We start from the raw sequence: 25,886 nt of genomic DNA, 5'->3' as shown, positions 1-25,886 counted from the left end.
GTAAAAATTCATTACAAAATTAGAGATATTATTGGAATTATGATACAATCCGAGCAATTTTTTATGTAATTAGGGAATATTTCAATGACGAATTTGGTTTCAAACGTTACCCCTGTTAGTATCGAAGAAGAACTTAAATCTTCTTACCTTGATTATGCTATGTCGGTAATCGTCGGCCGTGCTTTACCTGATGTACGAGATGGCTTAAAACCTGTACACCGCCGTGTTTTATATTCAATGGATCAAAGTGGCATTACCCACAGTAAAGCCTATGTGAAATCAGCACGTGTTGTCGGTGATGTGATCGGTAAATATCACCCTCATGGTGACAGTGCGGTTTATGACACCATTGTGCGTATGGCTCAACCTTTCTCATTGCGCTATATGTTGGTAGATGGTCAAGGTAACTTCGGCTCGATAGATGGTGATGCGCCAGCGGCAATGCGTTATACCGAAGTTCGTATGCAAAAAATCACACAGGAATTGCTCACCGATCTTGATAAAGAAACGGTTGATTTCTCACCAAACTATGATGGTAAAGAAATGATTCCTGATGTGCTACCAACCAAAATTCCGGCCTTATTAGTGAATGGTTCCTCAGGGATTGCGGTGGGTATGGCAACAAATATCCCTCCTCATAATTTGGGTGAAGTTTTAGATGGCTGTCTAGCTTACTTGGATAATGAAGCAATTACCATTGATGAACTTATGCAATTTATTCCGGGGCCTGATTTTCCAACTGCCGCGCTGATCAATGGACGAAAAGGCATTGAAGATGCTTATAAAACAGGACGGGGAAAAGTTTATGTACGTGCCAAAGCTGAAGTTGAAACTTCAGATAAAGGACGTGAAACCATCGTTGTTACAGAAATTCCTTATCAAGTTAATAAAGCAAAACTGGTAGAAAAAATTGCTGAACTTGTACGTGAAAAGAAAATTGAAGGGATCAGTAATGTCCTTGATGTTTCAAATAAAGAAGGAATTCGTCTAGAAATTGAGGTAAAACGTGATGCTGTGGGCGAAGTGGTGTTAAATAACCTCTACGCCCTCACCCAAATGCAAGTAACATTCGGGATCAATATGGTTGCCTTAGATCACGGTCAGCCAAAATTATTTAACTTAAAACAAATTATTGAGGCCTTTGTAAAACACCGCCGTGAAGTGGTAACACGTCGTACAGTGTTTGAATTACGCAAAGCCCGCGAACGAGCGCATATTTTAGAAGGGCTAGCTATTGCCTTAGCCAATATCGATCCCGTTATTGAATTAATTCGTGCCTCTAAAACAGGCGATGAAGCCCGTGAAGCCTTGCTTGCTCGCGGTTGGCAGTTAGGTAACGTAAGCGGAATGTTAGAGGCGGCGGGAATGAATGCCTCTCGCCCTGAAGATCTTGCCCCCGAATTAGGTTTGCGTGATGGCGTCTATTATCTTTCTGAAGAACAAGCCCGTGCGATTTTAGATCTACGTTTGCAACGCCTAACTGGCTTAGAACACGAAAAAATTGTCACTGAATATCAGGAAATTTTAGTCGAAATTGGCGAATTATTGCATATTCTAAATAGTACAGAACGCTTAAGAGAAGTAGTTTGTGAAGAACTCGCACGCATCAAAACAGAATTTAATGATGAACGCCGTACTGAAATTACAACGGCATCAGGTGATATTAATTTAGAAGATCTTATCGCTCAAGAAGATGTGGTGGTTACCCTTTCTCACGAAGGCTATGTCAAATATCAGCCACTTACCGATTACGAAGCACAACGCCGCGGCGGTAAAGGTAAATCAGCAACAAAAATGAAAGAAGAAGATTTCATTGAAAAATTATTGGTTGCGAATACACACGATACAATTCTTTGTTTCTCAAGCCGTGGACGTTTATACTGGCTCAAGGTTTATCAACTACCGCAAGCCAGCCGCGGTGCGCGTGGCCGCCCAATTGTCAATATTCTGCCACTGGATGAAAATGAGCGCATTACCGCAATTTTGCCGATTTCTGCTTATGAAGAAGATAAATTTGTAGTAATGGCAACTGCTGGGGGAATGGTGAAAAAAATCGCCCTTACCGAATTTAGTCGTCCTCGTTCTAACGGGATTATCGCCCTGAACTTGCGTGATGAAGATGAACTCATCGGTGTGGATATTACAGACGGTTCAAATGAAATTATGCTGTTCTCTTCGCAAGGTCGCGTGGTGCGTTTTGCAGAAAGTGCTGTTCGCCCAATGGGACGTACAGCCACTGGCGTGCGCGGAATTAAATTAGCCCTAACAAACGATCTTTCTGATGATGAAAGTGCGGTGGAAATTGAAGAGATTTCTGACGATAATAACGAAGAAACCCTTGATCTCAATATCGACAAAGTGGTTTCGCTAGTTATTCCGAAAAATGAAGGGGCAATCCTCACCGCAACACAAAATGGTTACGGTAAACGTACCGTTTTAGCAGAATATCCAACAAAATCCCGTAATACCAAAGGGGTGATTTCTATCAAGGTCAGTGAGCGTAATGGTAAAGTTGTTGCAGCAACCCAAGTGGAAGAAAATGACCAAATTATGCTGATTACAGATGCTGGAACCTTAGTCAGAACCCGTGTTAGCGAAGTGAGTATAGTTGGACGTAACACCCAAGGCGTGCGTTTAATCCGCACCACAGAAGAAGAACAGGTTGTCAGCCTTGAACGTGTTTGTGATGTTGATGAAGAAGACAACGAAGACACAATAGAAAACACGGAAGAATAAAATAAAGTGGGCTATTGCCCACTTTCTCTTTTCTCAAAGCTGAAACCTTTTTTCACGCTCAATATGTTAAATTAAAAACCATCGTATAGGCTATTCGACAATGATTTTTTACACAATTTACACCCACCTTTTTTGTGCTTTTATTAGCTTAGGACTTTTTGTGATCCGAGCCTTAATGCAATTTGCTGGAAAAGATTGGCGTGCAATAAAATTGCTCAAAATTTTACCGCACTTATCGGATACGCTACTTATCGTAAGTGGCGCAATCTTATTATTCACATTAAACGTGGGGTTTCCTTGGTGGATTATCGCTAAATTTGGATTATTGATTATCTACATTATTTTTGCGGCGAAATTTTTCAAACGTGGCATAACGAATAACCCTATTGCCTTTCTGATTGCACTCATTTCATTGCTCGGCGCAATCTTACTCGGCTACAACCATTAATCTCATCAAACTCTCAAGCGGTTTGGTTTAGCTTAAACCGCTTTTTCACTTCACACAGCCTTTCATTCTCTATAATTTAAAGTGCGGTAGAATTTTGTAAAATTTTCCCACCTATTTTGAGTTATAAAACCTGATTTAGATCATAAGCTCACCATTTTTTTTAAAAAGAAGTTGGGATTACCAACTAAATACCTTAGTATTTTTGTCAGGTTTAATAATCCAAATAAGGTTAAATTATGTCATTAGAAAACAGAATGAAACAAGCAGATGAACAATGGCAAGATGCCAGTTACCAAGAAACGATTTCGCATATTCTATCGCGTTTTCATCAACGTCATCGTGAACAATTACAAGAACTTATTCCTCTTGCAGAGAAAGTTGAAGCACGCCACGGTGATCTGCCTGATTGCCCAAAAGGTCTGGCTGATGCATTAAAAAATGCCTATGCCGATTTATCTAGCCATATGATGAAAGAAGAACAAATCTTATTCCCGATGATTCAAGCGGGAAATTATATGATGGCGAGAATGCCTATTCAGGTAATGGAATTTGAACACGATGAACATAGTGCGACAATAGAAGTTCTACGATCCCTTACTCACAATATGACGCCACCTGCCGATGCTTGCACCTCTTGGCGTAATCTCTATCAAGGTATTCAAGAATTTTGTGATGATTTACAAGAACATATTCACACAGAAAATAATATCTTATTCCCTCGTGTCTTAAGCGAACAATAGAAATCGTTGCACCTTAATGAAAATTAAGGTGCTTTTCAATGAAACAAAATCTCCACCCAAAAGCCTTTCTCTCCACGTAAATTCTCTGCATTTTTATACCGCACTTGATAATGATGCAGTTGAGCGATGCGTTGTACAATAGATAGCCCCAAACCACTCCCTTTTTCATTTTGTCCCGCTGGGCGGTAGAAGCGTTGCCCTAACTTCTCTAAAACATTATCAGGCACGCCTCCGCCATTATCCGCAATAATGAGTTTATCCTGTTGTAAAATAAGGCGGATTTCACTTCCTTTCGGACAATAAGCAATGGCATTATCAATCAAATTACGTAGCATCAAAGAAAGTAATAATGGCTCACCTTGTTGGGTTCGGGGTGAACTGAGAGGTTCAAAAATTAAGCGAAACCCTGCGTTTTCCACCTCTAAATAACGTTCAGCCACAAGCTCAGTGATTAATTTATCCCATTCAATGCGGTTGAGATGTGCCAATTCATTGAGATTATCTAGACGGGAAAGGGTAAGCAACTGTTCAACTAATTGGCTGGCACGATCGATACCTAAAGTAAGATTTTGCAATGCCTGATTTCGCATTGCTTCATCTTTCCCCGCCATTTGAGCAAGTTCGGTTTGAATACGTAAGGCGGTGAGCGGGCTACGTAATTCGTGGGCTGCATCGGAGGTGAAACGCCGCTCTCTCAATAAACTGCTTGCCGTGCGAGTAAAAAATTGATTTAAATTTTGCACTAATGGCAAGATTTCCTTTGGCACTGGCTCAGTATTTAACGGCTGATCATCATCAGGACGACGATGGCTGACTTGTTCACTCACTTTGCGCAATATCGCCAATTCACGGCTAATAGCCCAAATAATCACGGCAAGTAGCACAGGCAGGCTAGCAAACCAAATCCACATTTGCCCTAGCACCATTTTTTCGATTAATTCTTGACGATATTCAAGTTCCTGCCCCACGGCAATCATTAATCTGCCTTCCGCCGCTGGTAGCCAAAAAATTCGCCATTTATCGTCATCTCCTTGCAACGTGGTATTGTGAAAGCCTCTTTTCGGTTCATAAATGAAATTGTTGCCATTTTCACTATCACTCAGCAATATTTCACCATCACGATTAAAAATCGCAAAGGCAAGTGCATCGTCATCATAATTTTGCCTTTTGCGAAAGTGCGGTGGTTTTTGTCGATGATTTTTCCCCTCCGGGCGAGGGCGTTCAATCAAAATACTTCTTAAATGAGAGGTTGCAAGCCGCTTGGCAAATAAAATTTGTTGTGTATCAAAGACTTCATTTACTTGACTGCGTGCCGCTGACCAAGCAATCGCGGTAGAAATCAGCCAAATAGTACAAGCGAATAGAGAGAGGATCAGAATGAGACGAAGGCGTAAGCTACGAGTGTTCATTTTATTCCTCCATCATTCCAAGCGCGTAGCCTACTCCATGCACAGTGCGAATAAAAGGCTTGCCTAATTTTTGGCGTAAATTGTAAATATGCACTTCTAATGCATTACTGCTCACTTCATCATTCCAAGTATAAAGCTTTTCCTCAATAAAGCTACGAGAAAGTACCCGCTCTTTATTATGCATAAACAGCTCAAGTAACTTATATTCCGTTCCCGTGAGAGAGATCTCTTGGTTGCGTAAAAAGGCTTTATGCTGTCCAAGATCAAGGCTCACGACGCCGTGCTGAAGAAAAGATTGTGCTTGTCCATAACGGCGACGAATTAAGGCTTGCAAGCGTGCCACCACTTCAGCCAAAGCAAAAGGTTTGCCGAGATAATCGTCCGCCCCAAGTTGTAAACCTTCAATCCGTTGTTCCAAGCTATCTCGTGCGGTTAAAATTAGCACTGGTACATCTTGATTTTCCTTGCGCCATTGGTTCAACACCTGCAAGCCATCTTTTTTCGGCAAGGTGAGATCGAGCACCACCGCATCATAAGGGGCATAACGCAAGGCTTGCATACCACTTTCCCCCTCTTTAAACCAATCGACACTAAAACCCGATTTACTCAACCCAATGTTAAGCCCATCACCAATTAAAGGATCATCTTCAATTAATAAAATTCGCATAATTTTAACCGCACTTTACTTAGCTTAAATCCAATCCCATTTGCCAAAAATCAATTTCCATTCGTGTCGCGGTAGTGAAAATATGCTGTAAGCGCTGTTGCTGTTTGCGGGAAAGATCGATAAATAATCCATTTAACATCGTCATAAATTCTTGTGCTGCCTGCTGAAAATCCTCTGCTCCGTAAGTGTCAATCCATTGTTGATAAGGATTGTTTGCCACTGGCGTTTGCTGACTCAGTATTTTGCCTATTTCCGCATAACCTAGCATACAGGGTGCGAGTGCGGTATAAAGCTCAGCCAATCCCCCTTTCATTCCACAATCTAAAACATAACGCGTATAAGCCACACAAGCGGTTGATTCTTGCACTTGATGCAACGTCTCTTCTGAAATGCCCCACGCTTTACAAAAAGCAACGTGTAGCTGAGTTTCTTTTAATAACACCTCATTCGCTTGATGTGCGGTCAAAATTTCAGCAAAATTTTCTGCTTTAAAAATACCTAAAGATAAGGCGCGACTATATTGAAATAAATATAAATAATCTTGCTGCAAGTAGTGCTGAAAACATTTTTTAGCCAGTGTTCCCTGACTTAATTGTTGAACAAAAGAATGGTGAATATAATTATCCCAATACGGCTGGCTTTGGGCGATCAAGTTTTCTACGGTAAGCATTTGATTTTCCTTTTTTTTATATTGAAGTAAATAATGCCATCTTGTCCCATTTACCACATAAACCCAATGAGAGAAAATGTCCCGTTGAGTTTAGCCTAAAAAAATAAATTTGCGAATGAAATCTTTTCTCAATTAATGACTTTTAGCGACTTTCATAATGCGATGAACTTCCAGTTCTAATTTTTTGTCGGATTTATCCACTTCAACCAAAATTTTTACCTCATCGTTCGGGGTAATGGTTTTACCACGCCACGCACGAGGTTCAACTTCTAGCTCAATTTCTCCGCTCTTATCACGGAATAAAAAATCATCTTTGCTTAGTTGTTTGACAATATGACCTTGTAAAACAAGATGTTGCTCATCTTCCCAAGACGCTTGTTGGATAATTTGGCTTATTGGTAAATTATTCATCACGGATTTTTTACCCTTAATTTGAGCTTGCGGATTATTAGGATCAACAAACCCTCCGTGCATTTTATGAGCTTTTTTATGCTTATGGTGATGTTTTTCTTGTGCTTTTTCTCCTTTCTCCGTATTTGACACAGGTTGTACTGTCTGTTGCTCTCGCACAGAGGATTGTTCACTCGTTGTTGGCAAATTTTCTGCACTCACCATAAGGCTAGCAGTTGATAATAGTAAAATTGTTGCTAAACTAAGTTTTTTCATTGTTACACTCCTTTCAAATGGCAAGACGGCTGTCTTGCTGGAAAGATTAAAACAAAGAAATATTAAGAGAATCTTAAGATAGGTAAAAAAGGAAAAAGAATGCGTTGTGAAAATATGTCTGCATTTATTGTAATGGATATTGTGCGTGAAGCGGCGAAATACCCGAATGCCATTCATTTTGAAATTGGCCAACCAGATTTACCCCCATCTCCGAAAGTGAAACACGCCTTACAACAAGCCATTACAGACAATCAATTTAGTTATACAGAAAGCCTTGGCTTACCGGCATTGCGTGAAAAAATCAGTGAATTTTATCACCGCACTTATCAAGTGGATATTGCACCACATCGCATTATTCTTACCCCCGGCACAAGTGGCGCATTTCTTGTCGCCTATGCCTTAACGCTTAACCAAGGAGATAAACTGGGGCTAACCGATCCTGCATATCCGTGCTATAAAAATTTTGCTTATATGATGGATATTGAGCCTGAATTTATCCCGGTAGATAAACAAGATTGTTATCAGCTTTCCCCGCAACAACTTGTCAATCGCCCAATCAAAGCCTTACAAATTTCCTCGCCGGCTAACCCTACGGGCAATATTTATACCCCTGAACGCCTGCAAGCCCTGAATGAATATTGCGTTGCCAATCAAATCGATTTTATTTCCGATGAACTTTACCACGGCTTAGTTTATGATGAACAAGCCGCCACAGCCTTGCAATTTAATCCTAATGCCTATGTGATCAACGGATTTTCTAAGTATTTTTGTATGCCGGGAATGCGTCTAGGTTGGCTTATTGTGCCAGAAGCAAAAGCCCGAGAAGCAGAAATTGTGGCGCAAAATATTTTTATTTCAGCGCCCACATTAAGCCAATACGCCGCATTAGAAGCCTTTGATGATGACTATCTAAACCAAATTAAAGCCAAGTTTAAACAACGCCGAGATTTTCTTTATGAAGAACTAAAACAACTGTTTAACATTGAATTCAAACCGCAAGGCGCATTTTATCTTTGGGCAGATGTGTCTGCTTACACCCAAGATAGCTATGAATTTGCCAAAAAAATGCTGGCTGAAATTCAAGTTGCGGCAACTCCCGGGATTGATTTTGGTGGAAATGGCACAAAGCACTACTTACGTTTTGCTTATACCAGAGATATTGAACATTTGCGCGAAGGGGTTGAGCGAATGAAGCGGTGGCTTACTAAACAGACTAATCACACAACAGCAAAATAAAAAGAATAAGGAATAGTATGAATTTTCAAGCAGATACAGAACAAGCCCTATTGGATATCGTAAAGCAAGAAGTCGTGCCAGCGTTAGGATGTACCGAGCCAATTTCCCTTGCATTAGCCGCTGCCACGGCGCGACAATATTTAAATGCAATACCAGAGCGTATTGAAGCAAAAGTTTCGCCTAATTTGATGAAAAATGGAATGGGCGTCACCGTACCCGGTACGGGAACCTTAGGGCTAACAATGGCGGCTGCGATTGGAGCCATTGGTGGTGATCCTAATGCAGGATTGGAAGTGCTAAAAAATATTACCACAGAACAAACTGAGCAAGCGAAAAAAATGATTCAAGAAGACAAGGTTTCTGTTTCTATTTTTGAAACGGAGCATATTTTGTATTCTGAGGCAACGTTATATCATCATCAGGACAAAGTGAGTGTTCGCATTGCTGCACACCATACCAATGTCATTTACATTGCCAAAAATGATCAGGTGATTTTCACCAAACCTTGCGCCGTAGAAAGTGATAATTTATACGAAATTTTCACCGCACTTTCTGCGAAAGCCATTTTTGATTTCTCCATTCAAGTGGAGCTTGCCAAGATTAAATTTATTGATGAGGCAGAAAGGCTAAACTCTGCCCTTTCACAAGAGGGCTTACGGCAAGATTATGGTTTGCACATTGGACGTACGTTACAAAAACAAATTGCTGCGGGATTGCTCGGTAATGATTTAATGAACCGCATTATCATCGAAACAACAGCAGCTTCTGATGCCCGAATGGGCGGTGCCAATTTACCCGCAATGAGTAATTCTGGTTCAGGTAATCAAGGCATCGCTGCAACAATGCCTGTTGTGGTAGTGGCAAAACATATTAACGCTTCAGATGAGCAACTTACTCGCGCATTATTTCTTTCTCACCTTATGGCAATTTATATTCATAGCAAATTACCAAAACTTTCCGCATTATGTGCTGCGACCACCGCCGCAATGGGCAGTTGCGCTGGCATTGCTTGGTTACTGACGGGCAAATTTGAAACCGTGAGTATGGCAATTAGCAGTATGATCGGTGATATTAGCGGCATTATCTGCGATGGCGCAGCAAATAGCTGTGCAATGAAAGTATCCACCAGTGTAACCTCAAGTTATAAAGCCGTACTAATGGCATTAGATAATATGCAAGTAACAGGCAATGAAGGCATTGTAGAACATTGTATCGATCGCTCAATCAATAATCTTTGCAACATTGCTTCACGTAGTATGCAATATACCGACCGCCAAGTAATTGAAATTATGGTGAGTAAACCAAAAAATAAATAAGCTTATTTAATGAATGGCAATATAAAAGAGAGGGATATTATCCCCCTGCTAGCTTAACCTTAAAACCTTTTTGTTCTAATAATTGTTTGAGTAACTCTCGTTTTTCGCCTTGGATTTCAATCAAGCCATTTTTCACAGAGCCACCACAACCACAACGTTTTTTCAGTTCTGCAGCTAATTTTTTCAATTCATCATCGGGCAAGTCTAGACCTTTTATTACGCTAACGCCACTCCCCTTTCTTCCACTCACTTGGCGTTCAATGCGAACGATGCCATCACCTTTAGGGCGAATAGGCTGTTGGTTTTTTTCTGTTTTGATTCTGCCTATTTCCGTAGAGTAAACTAAAGTGCTTTCTGACATATTAGCCCTCAATAGAAGCATTAATTGCACGCAATACTTCTGCTGGATTTTCAGCTTGAGTAATTGGACGGCCGATAACCAAATAATCAGAACCCGCTTGAATTGCCGCTGCTGGTGTCATTACACGACGTTGATCACCAAAGTCTGCGCCAATAGGACGAATACCCGGAGTGATCAGTTTGAAATCGCTACCACAATGTGCGCGTAAAATTTCGACTTCTTGTGGTGAACATACTACGCCATCAAGTCCTGCACGTTGAGTTAAATGAGCGAGACGAATCACTTGCTCCATTGGTGAGGCATTAATGCCAATTTGCAGCAGATCGAGATCTTCCATACTCGTTAGCACAGTAACGCCAATTAAAATTGGCGCATCTTTTCCATAAGGCACAAGAATATTTTTGGCTTCTTCCATCATTCGCAAGCCACCACTGGCGTGTAAATCCACCATCCAAACGCCTAAATCTGCTGCAGAACGCACCGCTCTTGCCACCGTGTTAGGAATATCGTGAAACTTGAGATCAAGAAAAACGTCAAAATTACGGCTATGTAGCTGTTTGACAAAATTTGTGCCTAGTGTGGTAAACATTTCTTTGCCTACTTTTAAGCGACATTGGCTTGGGTCAAGCTGATCCACCAAAGCAAGGGCTTGTTCTTCTTTTTCATAATCTAAGGCAACAATGACTTTACTGCTCATTTTCTCTTCCTCGTTGGTTAATGATATTCAATATCTGGCGTGGGTTTGATGCTTTCCCATTGACGACAAGAAGGACAGCACCAGATGAGTTTATTGGTTTGATAACCGCAATTCGTACAGCGATAATCAAAACCTTGCTTAATCCGCTCACCAACCATTTTTGAGAGTAAAATGAGGCTCTCTTTACCTCGCCCTTCTTCTGCACTTTCAATTTGATATTGGATAAAGCGATGAAAAACAATGGTTGTTGGGTTTTGATTGAGCTGTTGATAAAGTTTGGCTTGCGCAGCCACAAGGCCATCTTTTTCTGCAATAAAATCCGCTAAGGCAAGATCAACGGCGCTACTTTTGCCTACTTGGCTTGCTTTAATAAGAAAAAGCTCAAAATTATCTTGTTGATGTAATTCTTCATAGCAATATTTTAAGGCGGATAATGCCTCACTAATATAAGCGGGATTTTGCTGTAAAATATTTTCTAAATTTTTTACCGCACTTTGGTAATCCAGTTGCAAGATTTCATTTTGAGCCAATAATAGCGAGGCTCGGATACAATTTGGATAGACGGTTAATGCACGCTGTAAAAGCGCGGTGGTTATTTTTCTTTGTTCTGAATCTAGGCTCTGAGCATATTCACAATAGTAATGCGCCAAAGGGATAGGATCAAAGTGCGGTGAAATTTTGGCAAGTTTTTCTGCGACATTAATAGCTTTTTTCCATTCTTTCATTTTTTGATAAATCACCGCTAACTGCTGTAAGGCATTTTCAGCAAAATCGGGTTCATCGACTAAAAGAATATACAATGCTTCAGCACGATCAAAAAAACCAACCGTCATAAAATCCCGTGCAAGCTGTTGTTTGGCGAGAAGTTTTTGTTCAAAGCTATAATTTGGACTACGATCTAGGGCTTGGTGGATTCGCAATGCACGATCTACTTCACCACGAGAACGGAATAAGTTTCCTAATGTGAGTTCCGCTTCAAATTGCGAACTTTGTTCAATTTCATTTTCTTGCTCTTGTTTTTGTAAAATACCTAAAAACAAATCAACTGCTTTTTCTTGCTGATTAGAGAGAAGCAAATTCACCCCCGTTACATAATCACGGGATAATTTATTCGTGATGTCTTCCTGATCCTTTTTCGCACTACGATGCCCCATATACCATCCATAAGCTGCGGCAATAGGAAGCAGTAGAAAAAGCAGCTCGAGCATTATTGTGCAGCCTTATCTCGGCTTGAAGTTAATTCAGTAATTTGTGAGGAAAGGCGTTTTACCTTGCGTGCTAATCCCATATTTTTTAATTTTAATTTGAGATAAAAAAAGCCAGTAATAAACCAACCTAAAAGCAAGCCAAAACCAAATAAGATAGCCACTAAAGTAGAAAGCTGTAGTTCACTTTGAGCAACAATATAATTAAAGGTAATGAGTTGATCATTATTCGCCCCAATGGTGATGGCGACAAGTACAACGGCGAGTAAAATAATAAAACCGAAAATATACTTAATCATTACGCACTCCAAAAGATTTAAATAAATACAAAAAACGACACAAAGGTGCCGTTTAGTTAGCTGACTATTATGCTTGAATATCTACACGCATTCTAAGATCTTTACCAGCTTTAAAGTGCGGTACAGATTTTGCATCTAATTCAACTTTAGCACCCGTTTTAGGGTTACGCCCTACACGAGGCTGACGGAAATGTAGTGAAAAACTGCCAAAACCACGAACTTCAACACGCTCTCCATTTTCTAAGGTCTGCGCAATTTGCTCTAAAATCTCTTTTACTGCATTTTCTACCTCTTTAACTGAAATAGAAGGATGCTGTTGAACTAATGCTTCAATGAGTTCTGATTTAGTCATAATATTCTCCTAACTATCAATAAGTTAGCGTGAGTTTCCTCACGCCAACTTTAAAGGGAACTAAAATTATTCACCTTTAGCTGCTTTGAATGCTTCAGCCATCGCATTTGGAATAACCACTTCTTCTTTATTCACATTTGCAACTGCTGCCGCTTCTTCAGCTTGATCTTTCGCTTTCACAGATAAGTGAACTAAACGGGCTTTACGATCTACACCGGTGTATTTCGCTTCAACAACATCACCTTCAGCAACTTCGCTTGTTAAATCAGCAGCACGGATGTAACCTTCAACACCGCCGTCTAACTCAACTTTAGCGCCTTTTGCATCTGCTTCAACAACTTTAGCACTTACGATAGCGCCTTTTTTGTTTGCTGCGATGAAGTTATTGAATGGATCATCTTCAAGTTGTTTGATACCTAAAGAGATACGCTCTTTTGCTGAATCCACTTGTAATACTACTGCAGAAACTTCATCACCTTTTTTGTAGTTACGAACAGCTTCTTCACCCGGAACATTCCAAGAAATGTCAGATAAGTGAACTAAGCCATCAATCCCCCCTTCAAGACCGATGAAGATACCGAAGTCAGTAATTGACTTAATTTTACCTGTAACTTTATCGCCTTTGTTGTGAGTGTCAGCAAATTGTAACCACGGGTTAGGTTTACATTGTTTTAAACCTAAAGAAATACGACGACGTTCTTCGTCAATTTCTAATACCATTACCTCAACAGTATCACCTAAGCTAACCACTTTAGATGGGTGAATGTTTTTGTTTGTCCAATCCATTTCAGAAACGTGAACTAAGCCTTCAACGCCTTCTAAAATTTCAACGAAACAACCATAGTCTGTTAAGTTAGTTACTTTACCAGTTAATTTGCTACCAACTGGGTGATTTTCTGCGATAGCAACCCAAGGATCTTGACCTAATTGTTTTAAGCCTAAAGATACACGAGTACGATCTTTATCGAATTTTAATACTTTAACTGTGATTTCATCACCCACATTCACGATTTCGCTTGGGTGTTTAACGCGTTTCCAAGCCATATCTGTGATGTGTAATAAACCATCAACGCCACCTAAATCAACGAATGCGCCGTAGTCAGTTAAGTTTTTAACTGTACCTTTAACTTCAGCGCCTTCAGCAAGGTTAGCTAAGATTTCTTCACGATCTTGACTGTTTTCTGATTCAATAACAGCACGACGAGAAACCACAACGTTGTTACGTTTTTGATCTAATTTGATTACTTTGAATTCTAATTCTTTACCTTCAAGGTGTAAGGTATCACGCACTGGACGAGTATCTACTAATGAACCCGGTAAGAATGCACGAACACCGTTTAACTCAACTGTGAAACCACCTTTCACTTTACCGTTGATTAAACCGATAACTGTTGCTTGTTCTTCATAGGCTTTTTCTAATTCAATCCAAGATTCGTGACGTACTGCTTTTTCACGAGATAATTTAGTTTCACCGAAACCATCTTCCACAGCGTCTAACGCAACGTTTACCACGTCACCAACTTTAACGTCTAATTCACCTTGTGCATTTTGGAATTCTTCAGCTGGGATACGCGCTTCAGATTTTAAACCTGCATCGACATATACGAAGCCTTTTTCAATAGCAACAACTGTACCGTTAACGATTGAACCTAAACGAGTTTCAAGGTCTTTTAATGATTCTTCAAAGAGTTGAGCAAAAGATTCTGACATAATTAATCTTCTAAATTTAGTTAATAACGTCCACTTTATATCCATAAAAAGTGGGGCTGATAATAAATGTTTATCCATCCTTGAATAAACCGATGAAAATAATTTAAGCCTTAGAGACTAACCTTCTGACGAATATAATCAAGTGCTTGGGCTATCACTGCTTCAATACTTAATTCCGTGCTATCTAATAGCAATGCATCATCTGCAGGTTTAAGTGGCGCAACAGGACGATTTCTATCGCGAAAATCACGCTCTTTTATCTCGGCTAAAATCTGTGCAAAGTTACCACTAATTCCTTTAGTTTGCAACTGTTTATAGCGTCTTTTCGCTCTTTCTTCGACACTTGCATCTAAAAATAACTTGACTTGTGCCTGAGGGAAAACCACCGTCCCCATATCTCGCCCGTCTGCAATAAGCCCTTTATCCGTCGCAAAGCTTTGTTGTAACTGCAATAATGCTTGGCGCACTTGTGGAAACACCGCCACTTTTGAAGCCGCATCAGCCACTTCTTGAGTGCGAATTTGTCCACTCACATTTTCCCCTTCTAAGATAATTTTCACTTCATTATCTTCAGGTAAAAATGCCACATCTAAATGACGTGCTAAATTTGCCAACGCCATTTCATCATCTAACGACACTTGCTTTTTCAACGCCGCCAATGCAGTAACACGATAAATAGCCCCGCTATCTAACAAAGCAAAACCTAATTGCTGTGCCAACGCATAACATAACGTACCTTTACCTGCACCACTTGGGCCATCGACGGTGATGACGAGATTATTCTGCATAGTCATTCATTCTCTATTGTGTTTTATGAAAGTAGCAATCATAGCACAGCTCTGTGCTTTTCGCATTGTGATTTATAAAGTACGGTGATTTTTTATAAAATTTTTTGCTTTATTACAATTCCAAATAAATCTTTTTTCTTTATTGAAAAGAAATAACAGGCTTTGCTTTTTTCTTAGAATTTTGTGCGAAAAATTTACATTCAAATAGAAAATTACGTACCTTATTCGACATAGCCCTTTTTATAATTCATATCAATTCAAGGTGTTGTATCCACTACATAATTTTATGTAGCTCTTTCCTCTCAATCATATAAGGAGAAATATTATGGCTTTTAATCTTAAAAATAGGCATTTACTCAGTCTAGTGAATCACTCTGAACGTGAAATTAATTATTTACTTGAGCTTTCTCGAGATTTAAAACGAGCAAAATATGCTGGCACAGAACAGCAAAAATTAAAAGGTAAAAATATTGCCTTGATTTTTGAGAAAACCTCAACTCGCACTCGCTGTGCATTTGAAGTTGCTGCTTATGATCAAGGTGCAAGCGTAACTTATATTGATCCAACTTCTTCACAAATCGGTCATAAAGAAAGTATGAAAGACACAGCACGTGTACTCGGGCGAATGTATGATGCGATTGAATATCGTGGTTTCAAACAAACAGTAGTTGAGGAACTAGCAGAATATGCGGGAGTACCTGTCTTTAATGGTTTAACCGACGAATTCCACCCAACCCAAATGCTCGCAGATGTGCTGACAATGATCGAAAATTGCGACAAACCACTCACGCAAATTAAATATGTTTATATTGGAGATGGACGTAATAATGTAGGCAACTCTTTATTATTAATCGGGGCCAAATTAGGTATGGATGTGCGTATTTGTAGCCCTAAATCGCTTTTACCAGAACCTGAATTAGTGGCAATGTGCAAAAAATTTGCACAAGAAAGTGGCGCGCGAATTACTGTAACCGAAGATATCGATCTTGCTGTAAAAGATGTGGACTTTGTACATACCGATGTATGGGTTTCTATGGGGGAACCATTAGAAAGCTGGGGAGAACGTATTAAATTGCTTTTACCTTACCAAGTCACCCCTGAATTAATGAAACGTACAGGCAATCCAAGAGCAAAATTTATGCATTGCTTACCTGCTTTCCATAACAGTGAAACTAAAGTGGGGTGCCAAATTGCCGAAACCTATCCTGAATTAGCCAATGGTATTGAAGTAACTGAAGATGTATTTGAATCATCAATGAATATTGCCTTTGAACAAGCCGAAAACCGTATGCACACCATTAAAGCGGTGCTTTATGCAAGCTTAACCTAGGGAATAAAAGGAGAATATTATGCGAATAGTCATTGCATTAGGGGGGAATGCGCTACTCCGCCGAGGAGAACCCTTAACAGCAGAGAATCAACGACAAAATGTCAGAATTGCTTGTGAACAGATTGCCAAGATTTGGCCTAATAATGAATTAGTTATCGCTCACGGTAATGGTCCTCAAGTAGGCTTATTAGCCTTGCAAGGTGCTGCTTATAAAGATGTCCCAACTTACCCGCTTGATGTACTTGGTGCAGAGTCAGTAGGAATGATTGGCTATATGATTCAGCAAGAATTAGGTAATCTTGTACCATTTGAAGTCCCATTTGCCACATTACTTTCTCAGGTTGAAGTGGATAAAAATGATCCCGCATTCCAAAACCCAACAAAACCAATTGGACCAGTTTATACCAAAGAAGAAGCGGATAAATTAGCTAAAGAAAAAGGATGGTCCATTGCACAAGATGGTGATAAATATCGTCGTGTTGTACCAAGCCCATTACCAAAACGGATTTTTGAAACTCGTCCCGTACAGTGGTTGCTTGAAAAAGGCAGTATTGTTATCTGTGCAGGTGGCGGTGGTATTCCAACCTACTATGATGATCAACATAATCTTTGTGGTGTTGAAGCGGTCATTGATAAAGATCTTTGTTCTGCGCTATTAGCAGAAAATTTAGAGGCTGATCTCTTTATTATTGCCACAGATGTTTCCGCAGTGTATCTAAATTGGGGTCAAGAAAATCAACAAGCTATTGCAACGGCCCCTCCTGTTCTGCTAGAAGAAATGCCGTTCCCTTCTGGTTCAATGGGGCCAAAAGTCCAAGCTGCAGTGAATTTTGTTAAACATACGGGTAAAGATGCGGTGATAGGTTCACTTTCTGATATTGTGGATATTATGAAAGGTAAAGCTGGTACGCGTATTACAACAAATGCCAAAGTGATAACCTACTATTGATAGTTAATTAATACGCTTTATAGGTCTATAAAGCGTATTCTTACCATAACTTACTGTATATAAAGGAGTATATTATGGAAAACGCACATAGAAAAACCTTTAACTTTCCATCAGCATTTTCAATTTTATTTGTTATTTTAATTATAGCCGTAGGACTCACTTGGATTATTCCCGCGGGTTCTTATTCCAAACTGACCTATAATTCGGCAAACAATGTCTTTGTGGTAAAAACCTATCAACAAGAAGATACCATTTTACCTGCAACCAAAGAATCCCTTGATAACTTAAATATTAAAATCGAATTATCAAACTTCACCGAAGGGACAATCAAAAAGCCAATTGCCATTCCTGGTACTTATCAACGTGTTCAACAAAATCCTAAAACACTGCAAGATATTGCAATCAGTATGGTACAAGGTACGATTGATGCTGCAGATATTATGGTATTTATCTTCGTTTTAGGAGGAATGATCGGGGTCATTAACCGAACAGGCTCTTTTAATGCGGGTCTGACTGCTTTGGCTAACCGTACTAAAGGCAATGAATTTTTGATTGTTTTCTGCGTATCCGTATTAATGGTAATTGGAGGAACAACCTGTGGCATTGAAGAAGAGGCCGTCGCATTCTATCCCATTCTTGTTCCCGTTTTCCTTGCTTTGGGATACGATGCCATTGTTTGCGTTGGCGCAATTTTTCTAGCTTCATCAATGGGAACTGCATTCTCTACTATCAATCCATTCTCAGTGGTAATTGCCTCTAATGCAGCTGGTATTCCATTCACTGAAGGGATTACTTGGCGATTTGCTGGCCTAATTCTCGGCTCAATTTGTGTCATCGCTTATCTTTACTGGTACTGTAAAAAAATAAAAGCTGATCCGACCGCATCTTATACCTATGAAGATCGCGAAGAATTTGTCCAAAAGTACATGAAAAACATTGATACCAACCAGCTCATTAACTTCACCGTGCGTAGAAAAATCATCTTAATGTTGTTCTGTATCGCATTTCCAATAATGGTTTGGGGTGTAATGTTCGGTGGTTGGTGGTTCCCACAAATGGCGGCTTCCTTCCTTACCCTCACAATTATCATTATGTTTATTTCTAAACTAAAAGAAAAAGAAATCGTTAATGCCTTTACTGAAGGGGCATCAGAATTAGTTGGTGTTTCCCTTATCATTGGTTTAGCTCGAGGAGTAAATCTTGTACTTGATGAAGGAATGATTTCCGATACGATTCTTGCTTATGCATCAGAACTTGTTTCTGGCGTACCGGGAAGCGTATTTATTTTAGCACAACTTGTGATCTTCATCTTCCTTGGTTTAATTGTACCGTCTTCATCAGGTTTGGCCGTGCTTGCAATGCCAATTATGGCGCCACTTGCAGACACCGTAGGCATTCCAAGACATATCATTGTATCCGCCTATAATTGGGGACAATATGCAATGCTATTCCTTGCACCAACAGGGCTTGTTCTCGTTACTTTGCAAATGCTCAATATTCCATTTAACAAATGGGTTCGTTTTGTTATGCCGATGATCGGATGTTTATTGGTAATAGGCTCAATCTTACTTGTTGTGCAAGTTTCACTTTATACTTGATACTCACACTTGCGTGTAACCAAATTGCACGCAAGTGTTTTCTTATAAAGAATAAGCTAAACAACAACATAGATCACAGTTTTACCTCGATTATCTTGTTATAATCAATTCGGCATAAAGCTACACAAGGATAATGTATGGCTAAGAAAGTATTTGATAATATTGATACGCGAATTTTAAGAGCATTACAACGCAATGGACGCTTGCAAAATAACGAGTTAGCCAAAGAAGTGGGATTATCTAATTCCGCTTGTTTACGCCGAGTTAATATTTTAGAACAAAATGGCGTGATTGATAATTATGTTGCCTTGCTTAATCCGCAAAAACTTAACTGTAATCTGGTAATTTATGTGCTAGGTTCATTTTTTGAAGAAGATCCCAAAGTCCGCGAACGCTTTATGTTTGAAATGAAATCCTTGCCACAAATTGCAGAATGCCATTTAATGGCGGGAGATTATGACTTTATCCTTAAATTATTCGTTTCCAATCTTGAAGAGTTTCATTCAATTAAAATACGTTATCTCACTAAAGAAATCGGTATCAAAAATATCAAATCTGAAATAGCCTTAAAAACTGTCAAAAACACCACCGAGCTCCCACTTTGATTTACCAAGAAAACGTACCCAAAAGTGCGGTCACTTTTGGGCCTATTTTTTAGCTAAATATTATACGTAAATCAGTTTCCAATTTATCCAACATTTCATACCGTTTACGATACATTGAACGTTTTTTGCTTTGAATATCTTCTAAAGGTTTACGTTCTATCTCAAGTGGTAATGTCCAGTAGCCATTCTCGGCTATCCCATTGTTTTCTTTCCAAAAATCATCATAATTGAATAATAGACGGTTATAATCATTCCAACGATATTTCGCTTGATTTTTATGTGGGATTGCAACTAATTCACAAGCAAAAAGTTGGCATAGTAGCTTAAATACATTCACAATCATAAACATTGGTCTAATGCCATATAAAGATTTAGTTGCAGATTTCACCAACTGTTGCGAATTAGCTTCATTAGGGCCTTGAATGGATGCAATCAATAATTTATTAGGTGTTAAAAAGCTAAAAGAGGCATCATAGACATTCTCATCATTTTCATTTTTGATATTGATAGAGAGAAATCCCTCAAAAGGATCAATAGCATTAATATTTAAGTATAGCTTTAAGCCATCAGGTAATTCAGCCAACAAAACACGATCTTCTCTGATCAATGTTTCTAGCCTCTCATTTCCTAGAAATTTTTCTGCTAATTGAAAATTAGCTAATATTGATTGAATCCGTACCTTTTTACTAAAGCGATTATCACAATATTTTCTTAACACCGCATTACAACGATAAGGGACTTTCTCAAAGATAGGTATCCACTTCGGATCTTGATTTAAAAATAGCGTGAATTGATGGCATTCTTTATAACATAATACACGATAGAAATAATAGCGGAGACGTGAACGTAGACGCTTTAGGAAGCGTTTATCATAGGGTTGCAAGGTTTTAAAATCAGGAAAAGAAAACGAACTGGACATAAAAATACCGATAAAAAGCCAAAATAAGATGGAAATTTTAATAAAAAATAACCGCACTTTCAATGTAATAAAGTGCGGTTAAAGTTTTACACGATTTTAATTAATCTTTTTTATTATTTAACTGTGGTAAAAAAGAGTCTTTTGAAATGCTTAACAAACCAGTTTGGGTGTAAATACCTAATTTATCACGGGTATCGACAATATCTAAGTTACGCATTGTTAATTGACCGATGCGATCTAATGGATCGAATGGGGCATTTTCAATTTTTTCCATACTTAAACGTTCTGGGTGATAGGTGCTGTTCGCTGATGACGTGTTTAAGATGGAATAATCATTGCCACGGCGTAGTTCAAGAGTAACTTCACCAGTGATCGCACGCGCAACCCAACGCTGCGCAGTTTCACGCAACATTAATGCTTGCGGATCGAACCAGCGACCTTGATACAATAAACGACCTAGACGTAAACCGTTAATGCGGTATTGTTCAATGGTGTCTTCATTGTGGATTGCACTGAGCAAACGCTCGTAGGCAATATGTAATAATGCCATTCCCGGCGCTTCATAAATACCGCGAGATTTTGCCTCAATAATGCGGTTTTCAATTTGGTCTGACATTCCTAAACCGTGGCGACCACCAATGCGGTTTGCTTCAAGGAAGAGTTCGACTAAATCGCTAAATGATTTACCATTTAATGCCACTGGCACGCCTTCTTCAAAGCGAACCGTAACTTCTTCAGGCTTAATTTCTACCTCTTCGCGCCAGAATGGTACGCCCATAATTGGATTCACAATACGAATGCCACGGCTTAATAATTCGAGATCTTTCGCCTCGTGTGTCGCCCCCAGCATATTAGAATCTGTTGAGTAGGCTTTTTCGGCGGACATTTTATATTCAAAACCATTGGCGATTAAGAATTCTGACATCTCGTGGCGACCGCCGAGTTCCTCAATAAAGCGATCATCTAACCAAGGTTTATAAATTTTTAAATTTGGGTTAGTTAATAAACCGTAACGATAAAAACGCTCAATATCATTCCCTTTGAAGGTACTTCCATCGCCCCAGATATTGACATCATCTTCTTTCATTGCGGAAACCAGCATTGTTCCTGTTACCGCACGACCTAATGGTGTGGTGTTGAAGTAAGTTGCGCCCCCTGTAGAAATATGAAATGCCCCACATTGGATCGCCGCAATCCCTTCGTGCGCAAGCTGGCTACGACAGTCGATTAAACGTGCGTTTTCCGCACCATATTCCATCGCTTTGCGTGGAATGGCATTGTAATCTTCTTCATCAGGCTGACCTAAATTTGCCGTATATGCGTAAGGAATTGCCCCATTTTGACGCATCCAAAGCAATGCGGCACTGGTATCTAATCCGCCAGAAAAGGCAATCCCAACTTTTTGTCCTACTGGAAGGTTTTGTAAAATCGTGTTTGACATAGTAATACCTTAGTTGTTGCTTTTGTGTGAGTAATGTTAAATCGGTTTATTATCAATGAAATCGCCTTTAAAGTCCATTAGGCATTAAAGGATTTTACTGCTGGAAGCATTAATTCAGGATCAGGATATTGATAAACAAAATCTAATTCTTGGCAAATTTTATTGCCTTCAATAATTCGCCTTGGATCCGTAGATGAACAAATAAAGTGCGGTGCAATTACACCAAGTTTTTCCGCCATTTTCCCATAATATTGCGCTTTGGTCGGATGACAAGGTGCAGAAAGATGATACAAACGCTGCCCACTTGGGGTTTCAAGCAAAAGCTGAATCGCTCTCGCACAATCATCAATATGCACTAAATTGACTGACGTGTTACCTTGTTTCACGTCTTGCTTATTTGCTAACGCATAAACTGGATGACGATCTGCCCCTACAAGCCCTGCAAAGCGGATAATATCGCAATCAACATTAGGCAATGTGGCTAGCCATTTTTCAATTTCAAGCAAGCCCTGCCCAATTTCACTGTCAGGTTGTGGCAACTGCGCTTCATCAAAATGCCCACTTTGCATCGGAAAAACGGAACTGGAACTAATAAAAATAAAATGCTGAACACCGTGATTTAGCGCCTCATTGACCAAATTTTTAATGCCTTGCACATAATCTTTGACATCAAAAAAATATTGGCTTGGCGGAATATTTATCACCAAGCTATCCACGGCCAAAAGCGCAGATAAATCATCAGGATCGGCATTGATTTCAGGCTCAAGCAACAAGTGATAGGTTTCCAATCGCATTAAGCGCATTTGTTCCACCTCATCGTGTGTACGTTTCGTGCCTTTTACTATCCAGCCTAAATGTTTTAAATGGCGAGCAAGGGGCAACCCTAACCAACCTAATCCAACGATTGCAACAGATCGCATATTACCTCGGTAATCCAATTATTGTGTCGTCAATTCTAGCCGAAAAAGCACCGCACTTGAAAATAATTTGCTTCCCGATTGATTATTTCGTCAATAAATCCAATGCTTCTTGGTATTTATCCACCGTTTTTTGGATCACCTCAGCAGGAACTTTTGGGGCGGGAGGTTCTTTATTCCAACCGCTGTTTTCCAGCCAATCACGGATAAATTGTTTATCAAAAGAAGGCGGATTTATGCCTTCTTGGTAGCTGTCCACCGACCAAAAACGGCTAGAATCCGGTGTTAGCACTTCGTCCATTAAGGTAAGCGTGCCGTTTTCATCTAGTCCAAATTCAAATTTGGTATCACAAATGATAATGCCTTTGGTTAAGGCATATTCTGCCGCTGCTTTGTAAAGTGCTAGGGCTTTTTCTTTCACTTGCGCCGCTAATTCCGCCCCAATGAGCGCTTCACATTCGGCATAGCTAATATTGATGTCGTGATTGCCCAGTTCTTCTTTACTTGACGGGGTAAAAATTGGCTCTGGCAATTTGCTCGCTTCTTGCAAACCTTTCGGTAATTCAAGCCCACAGATCGTTCCTGTTTGTAAGTAATCTTTTAAGCCACTTCCCGTGAGATAGCCACGAACAATAGATTCAATTTTAATCGGCGTTAAACGCTGACATACAACAGCACGATCTTTGACTAAATCAGCTTCCGCTTTTGGCAATACATCATAGACACTGTCGCCGGTAAAATGATTTGGCATTATAGGGGCTAATTTATTAAACCAGAAGTTAGAAATTTGGGTAAGAATTTCGCCTTTACGTGGAATGGGATCATCTAAAATCACATCAAATGCCGATAAACGATCGGTTGCCACCATTAACATTCGTTTGTCGTCAATTTCATAGAGATCACGCACTTTGCCTGAATAAATTTTTTTTAGACTTAATTCGCTCATTTTTACCTCGTTTAGCTCATAAAAAAACTGCCGAATATTGTACCGCACTTTTAATTAATTTACGCAAACGTTTGCTTGTTTTTTTAGAATAATTGAATAAATCCTTATTACAAAGAGAAAAGAAAAAGAAAGTATTGAGAATCACACAAAGATCAGAGAAAATAACCCTCATTTTTTTCAGTATAACGAATAATAACCTATGTCTTTAAACGATTATCCACAACAAGTTAATAAACGTAGAACTTTTGCCATTATTTCTCACCCCGATGCCGGTAAAACCACTATCACAGAAAAAGTATTGCTTTATGGAAATGCGATTCAAAAAGCAGGGTCAGTGAAAGGAAAAGGTTCAGCGCAACACGCCAAATCAGACTGGATGGAAATGGAAAAGCAACGTGGAATTTCCATTACCACTTCTGTCATGCAATTTCCTTACAATAATTGCTTAGTCAATTTATTAGATACCCCAGGACACGAAGACTTCTCAGAAGATACTTACCGCACATTAACCGCTGTAGATAGCTGTTTAATGGTGATAGACAGTGCCAAAGGGGTTGAAGAGCGTACCATTAAACTAATGGAAGTCACTCGCTTGCGTGATACGCCGATTCTCACTTTTATGAATAAATTGGACCGCGATATTCGTGATCCGATGGAATTATTAGATGAAGTAGAAAGCGTACTCAATATTCATTGTGCGCCGATTACTTGGCCGATTGGTTGCGGTAAATTATTTAAGGGTGTCTATCATCTTTATAAAGATGAAACCTATCTTTACCAAACAGGGCAAGGGCATACGATTCAACAAGTTCGCGTGGTGAAAGGTCTTGATAATCCTGAATTAGATCAAGCAGTAGGCACAGATTTAGCACAGCAATTGCGAGATGAATTAGAACTGGTACAAGGCGCATCTAATGAATTTGATCTATCACTTTTCCTTTCTGGCGAATTGACCCCCGTATTCTTTGGTACAGCACTAGGTAATTTCGGGGTCGATCATTTCCTTGATGGTCTAACTGAATGGGCACCAATTCCACAAGCTCGTCAAGCAGATACCCGAATCGTAGAAAGCAGTGAAGAAAAGCTTACTGGCTTTGTCTTTAAAATCCAAGCCAATATGGATCCAAAGCACCGCGACCGAGTTGCCTTTATGCGTGTTGTTTCGGGCAAATATGAAAAAGGGATGAAACTGCGCCACGTTCGTATCGGCAAAGATGTCGTGATTTCAGATGCACTTACCTTTATGGCAGGCGATCGTACTCACGCTGAAGAAGCCTATGCGGGGGATATTATCGGTTTACATAACCATGGCACGATTCAAATTGGCGATACTTTCACGCAAGGGGAAGAATTAAAATTCACTGGCATTCCAAACTTTGCCCCAGAATTATTTCGCCGTATTCGCCTTAAAGATCCACTCAAACAAAAACAATTACTCAAAGGTTTAGTACAACTCTCAGAAGAAGGTGCTGTGCAAGTTTTCCGCCCTCTCACCAATAATGATCTTATCGTCGGTGCGGTAGGGGTGTTGCAATTTGATGTGGTTGTTGCTCGCTTAAAATCTGAATATAACGTCGAAGCCATTTACGAAACCGTAAATGTCGCCACCGCACGCTGGGTGGAAGGTGATGATGTGAAAAAATTTGAAGAATTTAAACGCAAAAATGAACAAAATCTTGCTTTAGATGGAGGGGATAATCTCACCTATATCGCCCCAACAATGGTCAATCTGAACCTGACTCAAGAGCGTTATCCTGACATCACTTTCTTTAAAACAAGAGAACATTAACGTCAGAAAGAAAAATCAGCAAAATCACTACCGCTTCTTACATAAAGATCGAACGATGTTTTTAGTTTTAAATCACAGCCATCTGTGAGATG

The 25,886-nt window shown here is 39.6% G+C and carries 24 protein-coding genes, 1 pseudogene and 1 CRISPR repeat array (1 of these 26 cut by a window edge); of the genes and pseudogenes, 10 read left to right on the top strand and 15 right to left on the bottom strand.

Annotated elements, in window-relative coordinates:
• The first annotated feature begins 84 nt into the window (after nt 1-84).
• From gyrA to L4F93_RS07800, 3 genes and pseudogenes are all read left to right on the top strand, one after another.
• Nucleotides 85-2,736, top strand: coding sequence for a DNA topoisomerase (ATP-hydrolyzing) subunit A (gene gyrA, locus L4F93_RS07810; RefSeq protein ID WP_250349762.1), 2,652 nt, complete (start codon nt 85-87; stop codon nt 2,734-2,736).
• A 100-nt stretch (nt 2,737-2,836) separates the two neighbouring features.
• Nucleotides 2,837-3,184 carry a SirB2 family protein gene (locus L4F93_RS07805; RefSeq protein WP_250349761.1) on the top strand — a complete coding sequence of 116 codons (348 nt, stop codon included), beginning with the start codon at nt 2,837-2,839 and terminating at the stop codon, nt 3,182-3,184.
• 275 nt (nt 3,185-3,459) lie between these two features.
• Nucleotides 3,460-3,924 (top strand): annotated as a pseudogene (locus L4F93_RS07800) (hemerythrin domain-containing protein); the annotation flags it as partial.
• Nucleotides 3,925-3,959: 35 nt separating this feature from the next.
• Here L4F93_RS07800 and qseC read toward each other — a convergent pair.
• From qseC to L4F93_RS07780, 4 genes are all read right to left on the bottom strand, one after another.
• Nucleotides 3,960-5,333 (bottom strand): quorum sensing histidine kinase QseC, encoded by a 1,374-nt coding sequence (gene qseC / locus L4F93_RS07795; protein WP_250349759.1) that lies wholly within the window; start codon nt 5,331-5,333, stop codon nt 3,960-3,962.
• A 1-nt stretch (nt 5,334) separates the two neighbouring features.
• Nucleotides 5,335-6,000, bottom strand: a complete 666-nt coding sequence (locus L4F93_RS07790; protein ID WP_250349758.1) for a response regulator — start codon at nt 5,998-6,000, stop codon at nt 5,335-5,337.
• Nucleotides 6,001-6,019: 19 nt separating this feature from the next.
• The gene (gene tenA, locus L4F93_RS07785) at nt 6,020-6,670 is read right to left on the bottom strand and encodes a thiaminase II (protein ID WP_250349757.1); all 651 of its coding nucleotides are present in this window, start codon (nt 6,668-6,670) and stop codon (nt 6,020-6,022) included.
• Nucleotides 6,671-6,802: 132 nt separating this feature from the next.
• Entirely contained in the window at nt 6,803-7,336 is a 534-nt protein-coding gene (locus L4F93_RS07780) for a YgiW/YdeI family stress tolerance OB fold protein (RefSeq protein WP_250349756.1), read from the bottom strand.
• 99 nt (nt 7,337-7,435) lie between these two features.
• Here L4F93_RS07780 and L4F93_RS07775 point away from each other — a divergent pair, with 99 nt between their 5' ends.
• Nucleotides 7,436-8,572, top strand: coding sequence for a pyridoxal phosphate-dependent aminotransferase (locus L4F93_RS07775; RefSeq protein ID WP_250349755.1), 1,137 nt, complete (start codon nt 7,436-7,438; stop codon nt 8,570-8,572).
• Between the two features lie 17 nt (nt 8,573-8,589).
• Entirely contained in the window at nt 8,590-9,888 is a 1,299-nt protein-coding gene (locus L4F93_RS07770) for an L-cysteine desulfidase family protein (RefSeq protein ID WP_250349754.1), read from the top strand.
• Between the two features lie 37 nt (nt 9,889-9,925).
• Here L4F93_RS07770 and yciH read toward each other — a convergent pair whose 3' ends face one another.
• The 7 genes from yciH to cmk all read right to left on the bottom strand — a co-directional run bounded on the left by yciH (nt 9,926) and on the right by cmk (nt 15,300).
• The gene (gene yciH / locus L4F93_RS07765; RefSeq protein WP_250349753.1) at nt 9,926-10,249 is read right to left on the bottom strand and encodes a stress response translation initiation inhibitor YciH; all 324 of its coding nucleotides are present in this window, start codon (nt 10,247-10,249) and stop codon (nt 9,926-9,928) included.
• 1 nt (nt 10,250) lies between these two features.
• Nucleotides 10,251-10,946, bottom strand: coding sequence for an orotidine-5'-phosphate decarboxylase (gene pyrF / locus L4F93_RS07760; protein ID WP_250349752.1), 696 nt, complete (start codon nt 10,944-10,946; stop codon nt 10,251-10,253).
• A 17-nt stretch (nt 10,947-10,963) separates the two neighbouring features.
• The gene (lapB, locus tag L4F93_RS07755) at nt 10,964-12,154 is read right to left on the bottom strand and encodes a lipopolysaccharide assembly protein LapB (RefSeq protein WP_250349751.1); all 1,191 of its coding nucleotides are present in this window, start codon (nt 12,152-12,154) and stop codon (nt 10,964-10,966) included.
• Entirely contained in the window at nt 12,154-12,450 is a 297-nt protein-coding gene (locus tag L4F93_RS07750; protein ID WP_250349750.1) for a LapA family protein, read from the bottom strand. The genes lapB and L4F93_RS07750 overlap by 1 nt, the downstream gene beginning before the upstream one ends.
• A 67-nt stretch (nt 12,451-12,517) precedes the next feature.
• On the bottom strand, nt 12,518-12,802 hold the full coding sequence (locus tag L4F93_RS07745; protein WP_250349749.1) for an integration host factor subunit beta: 285 nt from the start codon (nt 12,800-12,802) through the stop codon (nt 12,518-12,520).
• Between the two features lie 66 nt (nt 12,803-12,868).
• On the bottom strand, nt 12,869-14,512 hold the full coding sequence (gene rpsA / locus L4F93_RS07740) for a 30S ribosomal protein S1 (RefSeq protein ID WP_250349748.1): 1,644 nt from the start codon (nt 14,510-14,512) through the stop codon (nt 12,869-12,871).
• 110 nt (nt 14,513-14,622) lie between these two features.
• On the bottom strand, nt 14,623-15,300 hold the full coding sequence (cmk, locus tag L4F93_RS07735; protein ID WP_250349747.1) for a (d)CMP kinase: 678 nt from the start codon (nt 15,298-15,300) through the stop codon (nt 14,623-14,625).
• A gap of 325 nt (nt 15,301-15,625) precedes the next feature.
• Between cmk and L4F93_RS07730 the strand changes: the two genes are divergently transcribed.
• The 4 genes from L4F93_RS07730 to L4F93_RS07715 all read left to right on the top strand — a co-directional run bounded on the left by L4F93_RS07730 (nt 15,626) and on the right by L4F93_RS07715 (nt 19,782).
• Complete coding sequence (locus tag L4F93_RS07730) at nt 15,626-16,630, top strand: ornithine carbamoyltransferase (RefSeq protein ID WP_250349746.1); 1,005 nt, start codon at nt 15,626-15,628, stop codon at nt 16,628-16,630.
• Nucleotides 16,631-16,649: 19 nt separating this feature from the next.
• Nucleotides 16,650-17,579 (top strand): carbamate kinase, encoded by a 930-nt coding sequence (gene arcC / locus L4F93_RS07725; protein ID WP_250349745.1) that lies wholly within the window; start codon nt 16,650-16,652, stop codon nt 17,577-17,579.
• 74 nt (nt 17,580-17,653) lie between these two features.
• Nucleotides 17,654-19,177 carry a YfcC family protein gene (locus L4F93_RS07720; protein WP_250349744.1) on the top strand — a complete coding sequence of 508 codons (1,524 nt, stop codon included), beginning with the start codon at nt 17,654-17,656 and terminating at the stop codon, nt 19,175-19,177.
• A 137-nt stretch (nt 19,178-19,314) separates the two neighbouring features.
• Nucleotides 19,315-19,782 carry an Lrp/AsnC family transcriptional regulator gene (locus L4F93_RS07715; protein WP_250349743.1) on the top strand — a complete coding sequence of 156 codons (468 nt, stop codon included), beginning with the start codon at nt 19,315-19,317 and terminating at the stop codon, nt 19,780-19,782.
• Between the two features lie 49 nt (nt 19,783-19,831).
• On the opposite strand, the gene L4F93_RS07710 is transcribed toward L4F93_RS07715, so the two are convergent.
• The 4 genes from L4F93_RS07710 to L4F93_RS07695 all read right to left on the bottom strand — a co-directional run bounded on the left by L4F93_RS07710 (nt 19,832) and on the right by L4F93_RS07695 (nt 24,005).
• Nucleotides 19,832-20,701: a VirK/YbjX family protein gene (locus tag L4F93_RS07710; protein ID WP_250349742.1), complete on the bottom strand. Its 870-nt coding sequence runs from the start codon at nt 20,699-20,701 to the stop codon at nt 19,832-19,834.
• 100 nt (nt 20,702-20,801) lie between these two features.
• The gene (argG, locus tag L4F93_RS07705) at nt 20,802-22,142 is read right to left on the bottom strand and encodes an argininosuccinate synthase (RefSeq protein WP_250349741.1); all 1,341 of its coding nucleotides are present in this window, start codon (nt 22,140-22,142) and stop codon (nt 20,802-20,804) included.
• 77 nt (nt 22,143-22,219) lie between these two features.
• A complete protein-coding gene (locus tag L4F93_RS07700) occupies nt 22,220-23,062 on the bottom strand; it encodes an SDR family oxidoreductase (RefSeq protein WP_250349740.1) in 843 nt (280 codons plus the stop codon).
• Between the two features lie 82 nt (nt 23,063-23,144).
• A complete protein-coding gene (locus tag L4F93_RS07695) occupies nt 23,145-24,005 on the bottom strand; it encodes a phosphoribosylaminoimidazolesuccinocarboxamide synthase (RefSeq protein ID WP_250349739.1) in 861 nt (286 codons plus the stop codon).
• Nucleotides 24,006-24,204: 199 nt separating this feature from the next.
• On the opposite strand from L4F93_RS07695, the gene prfC reads away from it, so the two are divergent.
• Nucleotides 24,205-25,794 carry a peptide chain release factor 3 gene (gene prfC, locus L4F93_RS07690; protein WP_250349738.1) on the top strand — a complete coding sequence of 530 codons (1,590 nt, stop codon included), beginning with the start codon at nt 24,205-24,207 and terminating at the stop codon, nt 25,792-25,794.
• 64 nt (nt 25,795-25,858) lie between these two features.
• Nucleotides 25,859-25,886: direct repeats of the CRISPR family, unit length 32 nt (it continues 3,255 nt past the right edge of the window).

Source organism: Avibacterium sp. 20-132, assembly GCF_023611925.1.
Lineage (GTDB): Bacteria > Pseudomonadota > Gammaproteobacteria > Enterobacterales > Pasteurellaceae > Avibacterium.
This window is presented reverse-complemented; position numbering and strand designations above follow the sequence as displayed.

Excerpts from the sequence above, each read along its gene's own strand:
- gyrA (WP_250349762.1), top strand. The coding sequence starts at position 85 with ATGACGAATTTGGTTTCAAACGTTACCCCTGTTAGTATCGAAGAAGAA.
- L4F93_RS07805 (WP_250349761.1), top strand. The coding sequence starts at position 2,837 with ATGATTTTTTACACAATTTACACCCACCTTTTTTGTGCTTTTATTAGC.
- qseC (WP_250349759.1), bottom strand. The coding sequence starts at position 5,333 with ATGAACACTCGTAGCTTACGCCTTCGTCTCATTCTGATCCTCTCTCTA.
- L4F93_RS07790 (WP_250349758.1), bottom strand. The coding sequence starts at position 6,000 with ATGCGAATTTTATTAATTGAAGATGATCCTTTAATTGGTGATGGGCTT.
- tenA (WP_250349757.1), bottom strand. The coding sequence starts at position 6,670 with ATGCTTACCGTAGAAAACTTGATCGCCCAAAGCCAGCCGTATTGGGAT.
- L4F93_RS07780 (WP_250349756.1), bottom strand. The coding sequence starts at position 7,336 with ATGAAAAAACTTAGTTTAGCAACAATTTTACTATTATCAACTGCTAGC.
- L4F93_RS07775 (WP_250349755.1), top strand. The coding sequence starts at position 7,436 with ATGCGTTGTGAAAATATGTCTGCATTTATTGTAATGGATATTGTGCGT.
- L4F93_RS07770 (WP_250349754.1), top strand. The coding sequence starts at position 8,590 with ATGAATTTTCAAGCAGATACAGAACAAGCCCTATTGGATATCGTAAAG.
- yciH (WP_250349753.1), bottom strand. The coding sequence starts at position 10,249 with ATGTCAGAAAGCACTTTAGTTTACTCTACGGAAATAGGCAGAATCAAA.
- pyrF (WP_250349752.1), bottom strand. The coding sequence starts at position 10,946 with ATGAGCAGTAAAGTCATTGTTGCCTTAGATTATGAAAAAGAAGAACAA.
- lapB (WP_250349751.1), bottom strand. The coding sequence starts at position 12,154 with ATGCTCGAGCTGCTTTTTCTACTGCTTCCTATTGCCGCAGCTTATGGA.
- L4F93_RS07750 (WP_250349750.1), bottom strand. The coding sequence starts at position 12,450 with ATGATTAAGTATATTTTCGGTTTTATTATTTTACTCGCCGTTGTACTT.
- L4F93_RS07745 (WP_250349749.1), bottom strand. The coding sequence starts at position 12,802 with ATGACTAAATCAGAACTCATTGAAGCATTAGTTCAACAGCATCCTTCT.
- rpsA (WP_250349748.1), bottom strand. The coding sequence starts at position 14,512 with ATGTCAGAATCTTTTGCTCAACTCTTTGAAGAATCATTAAAAGACCTT.
- cmk (WP_250349747.1), bottom strand. The coding sequence starts at position 15,300 with ATGCAGAATAATCTCGTCATCACCGTCGATGGCCCAAGTGGTGCAGGT.
- L4F93_RS07730 (WP_250349746.1), top strand. The coding sequence starts at position 15,626 with ATGGCTTTTAATCTTAAAAATAGGCATTTACTCAGTCTAGTGAATCAC.
- arcC (WP_250349745.1), top strand. The coding sequence starts at position 16,650 with ATGCGAATAGTCATTGCATTAGGGGGGAATGCGCTACTCCGCCGAGGA.
- L4F93_RS07720 (WP_250349744.1), top strand. The coding sequence starts at position 17,654 with ATGGAAAACGCACATAGAAAAACCTTTAACTTTCCATCAGCATTTTCA.
- L4F93_RS07715 (WP_250349743.1), top strand. The coding sequence starts at position 19,315 with ATGGCTAAGAAAGTATTTGATAATATTGATACGCGAATTTTAAGAGCA.
- L4F93_RS07710 (WP_250349742.1), bottom strand. The coding sequence starts at position 20,701 with ATGTCCAGTTCGTTTTCTTTTCCTGATTTTAAAACCTTGCAACCCTAT.
- argG (WP_250349741.1), bottom strand. The coding sequence starts at position 22,142 with ATGTCAAACACGATTTTACAAAACCTTCCAGTAGGACAAAAAGTTGGG.
- L4F93_RS07700 (WP_250349740.1), bottom strand. The coding sequence starts at position 23,062 with ATGCGATCTGTTGCAATCGTTGGATTAGGTTGGTTAGGGTTGCCCCTT.
- L4F93_RS07695 (WP_250349739.1), bottom strand. The coding sequence starts at position 24,005 with ATGAGCGAATTAAGTCTAAAAAAAATTTATTCAGGCAAAGTGCGTGAT.
- prfC (WP_250349738.1), top strand. The coding sequence starts at position 24,205 with ATGTCTTTAAACGATTATCCACAACAAGTTAATAAACGTAGAACTTTT.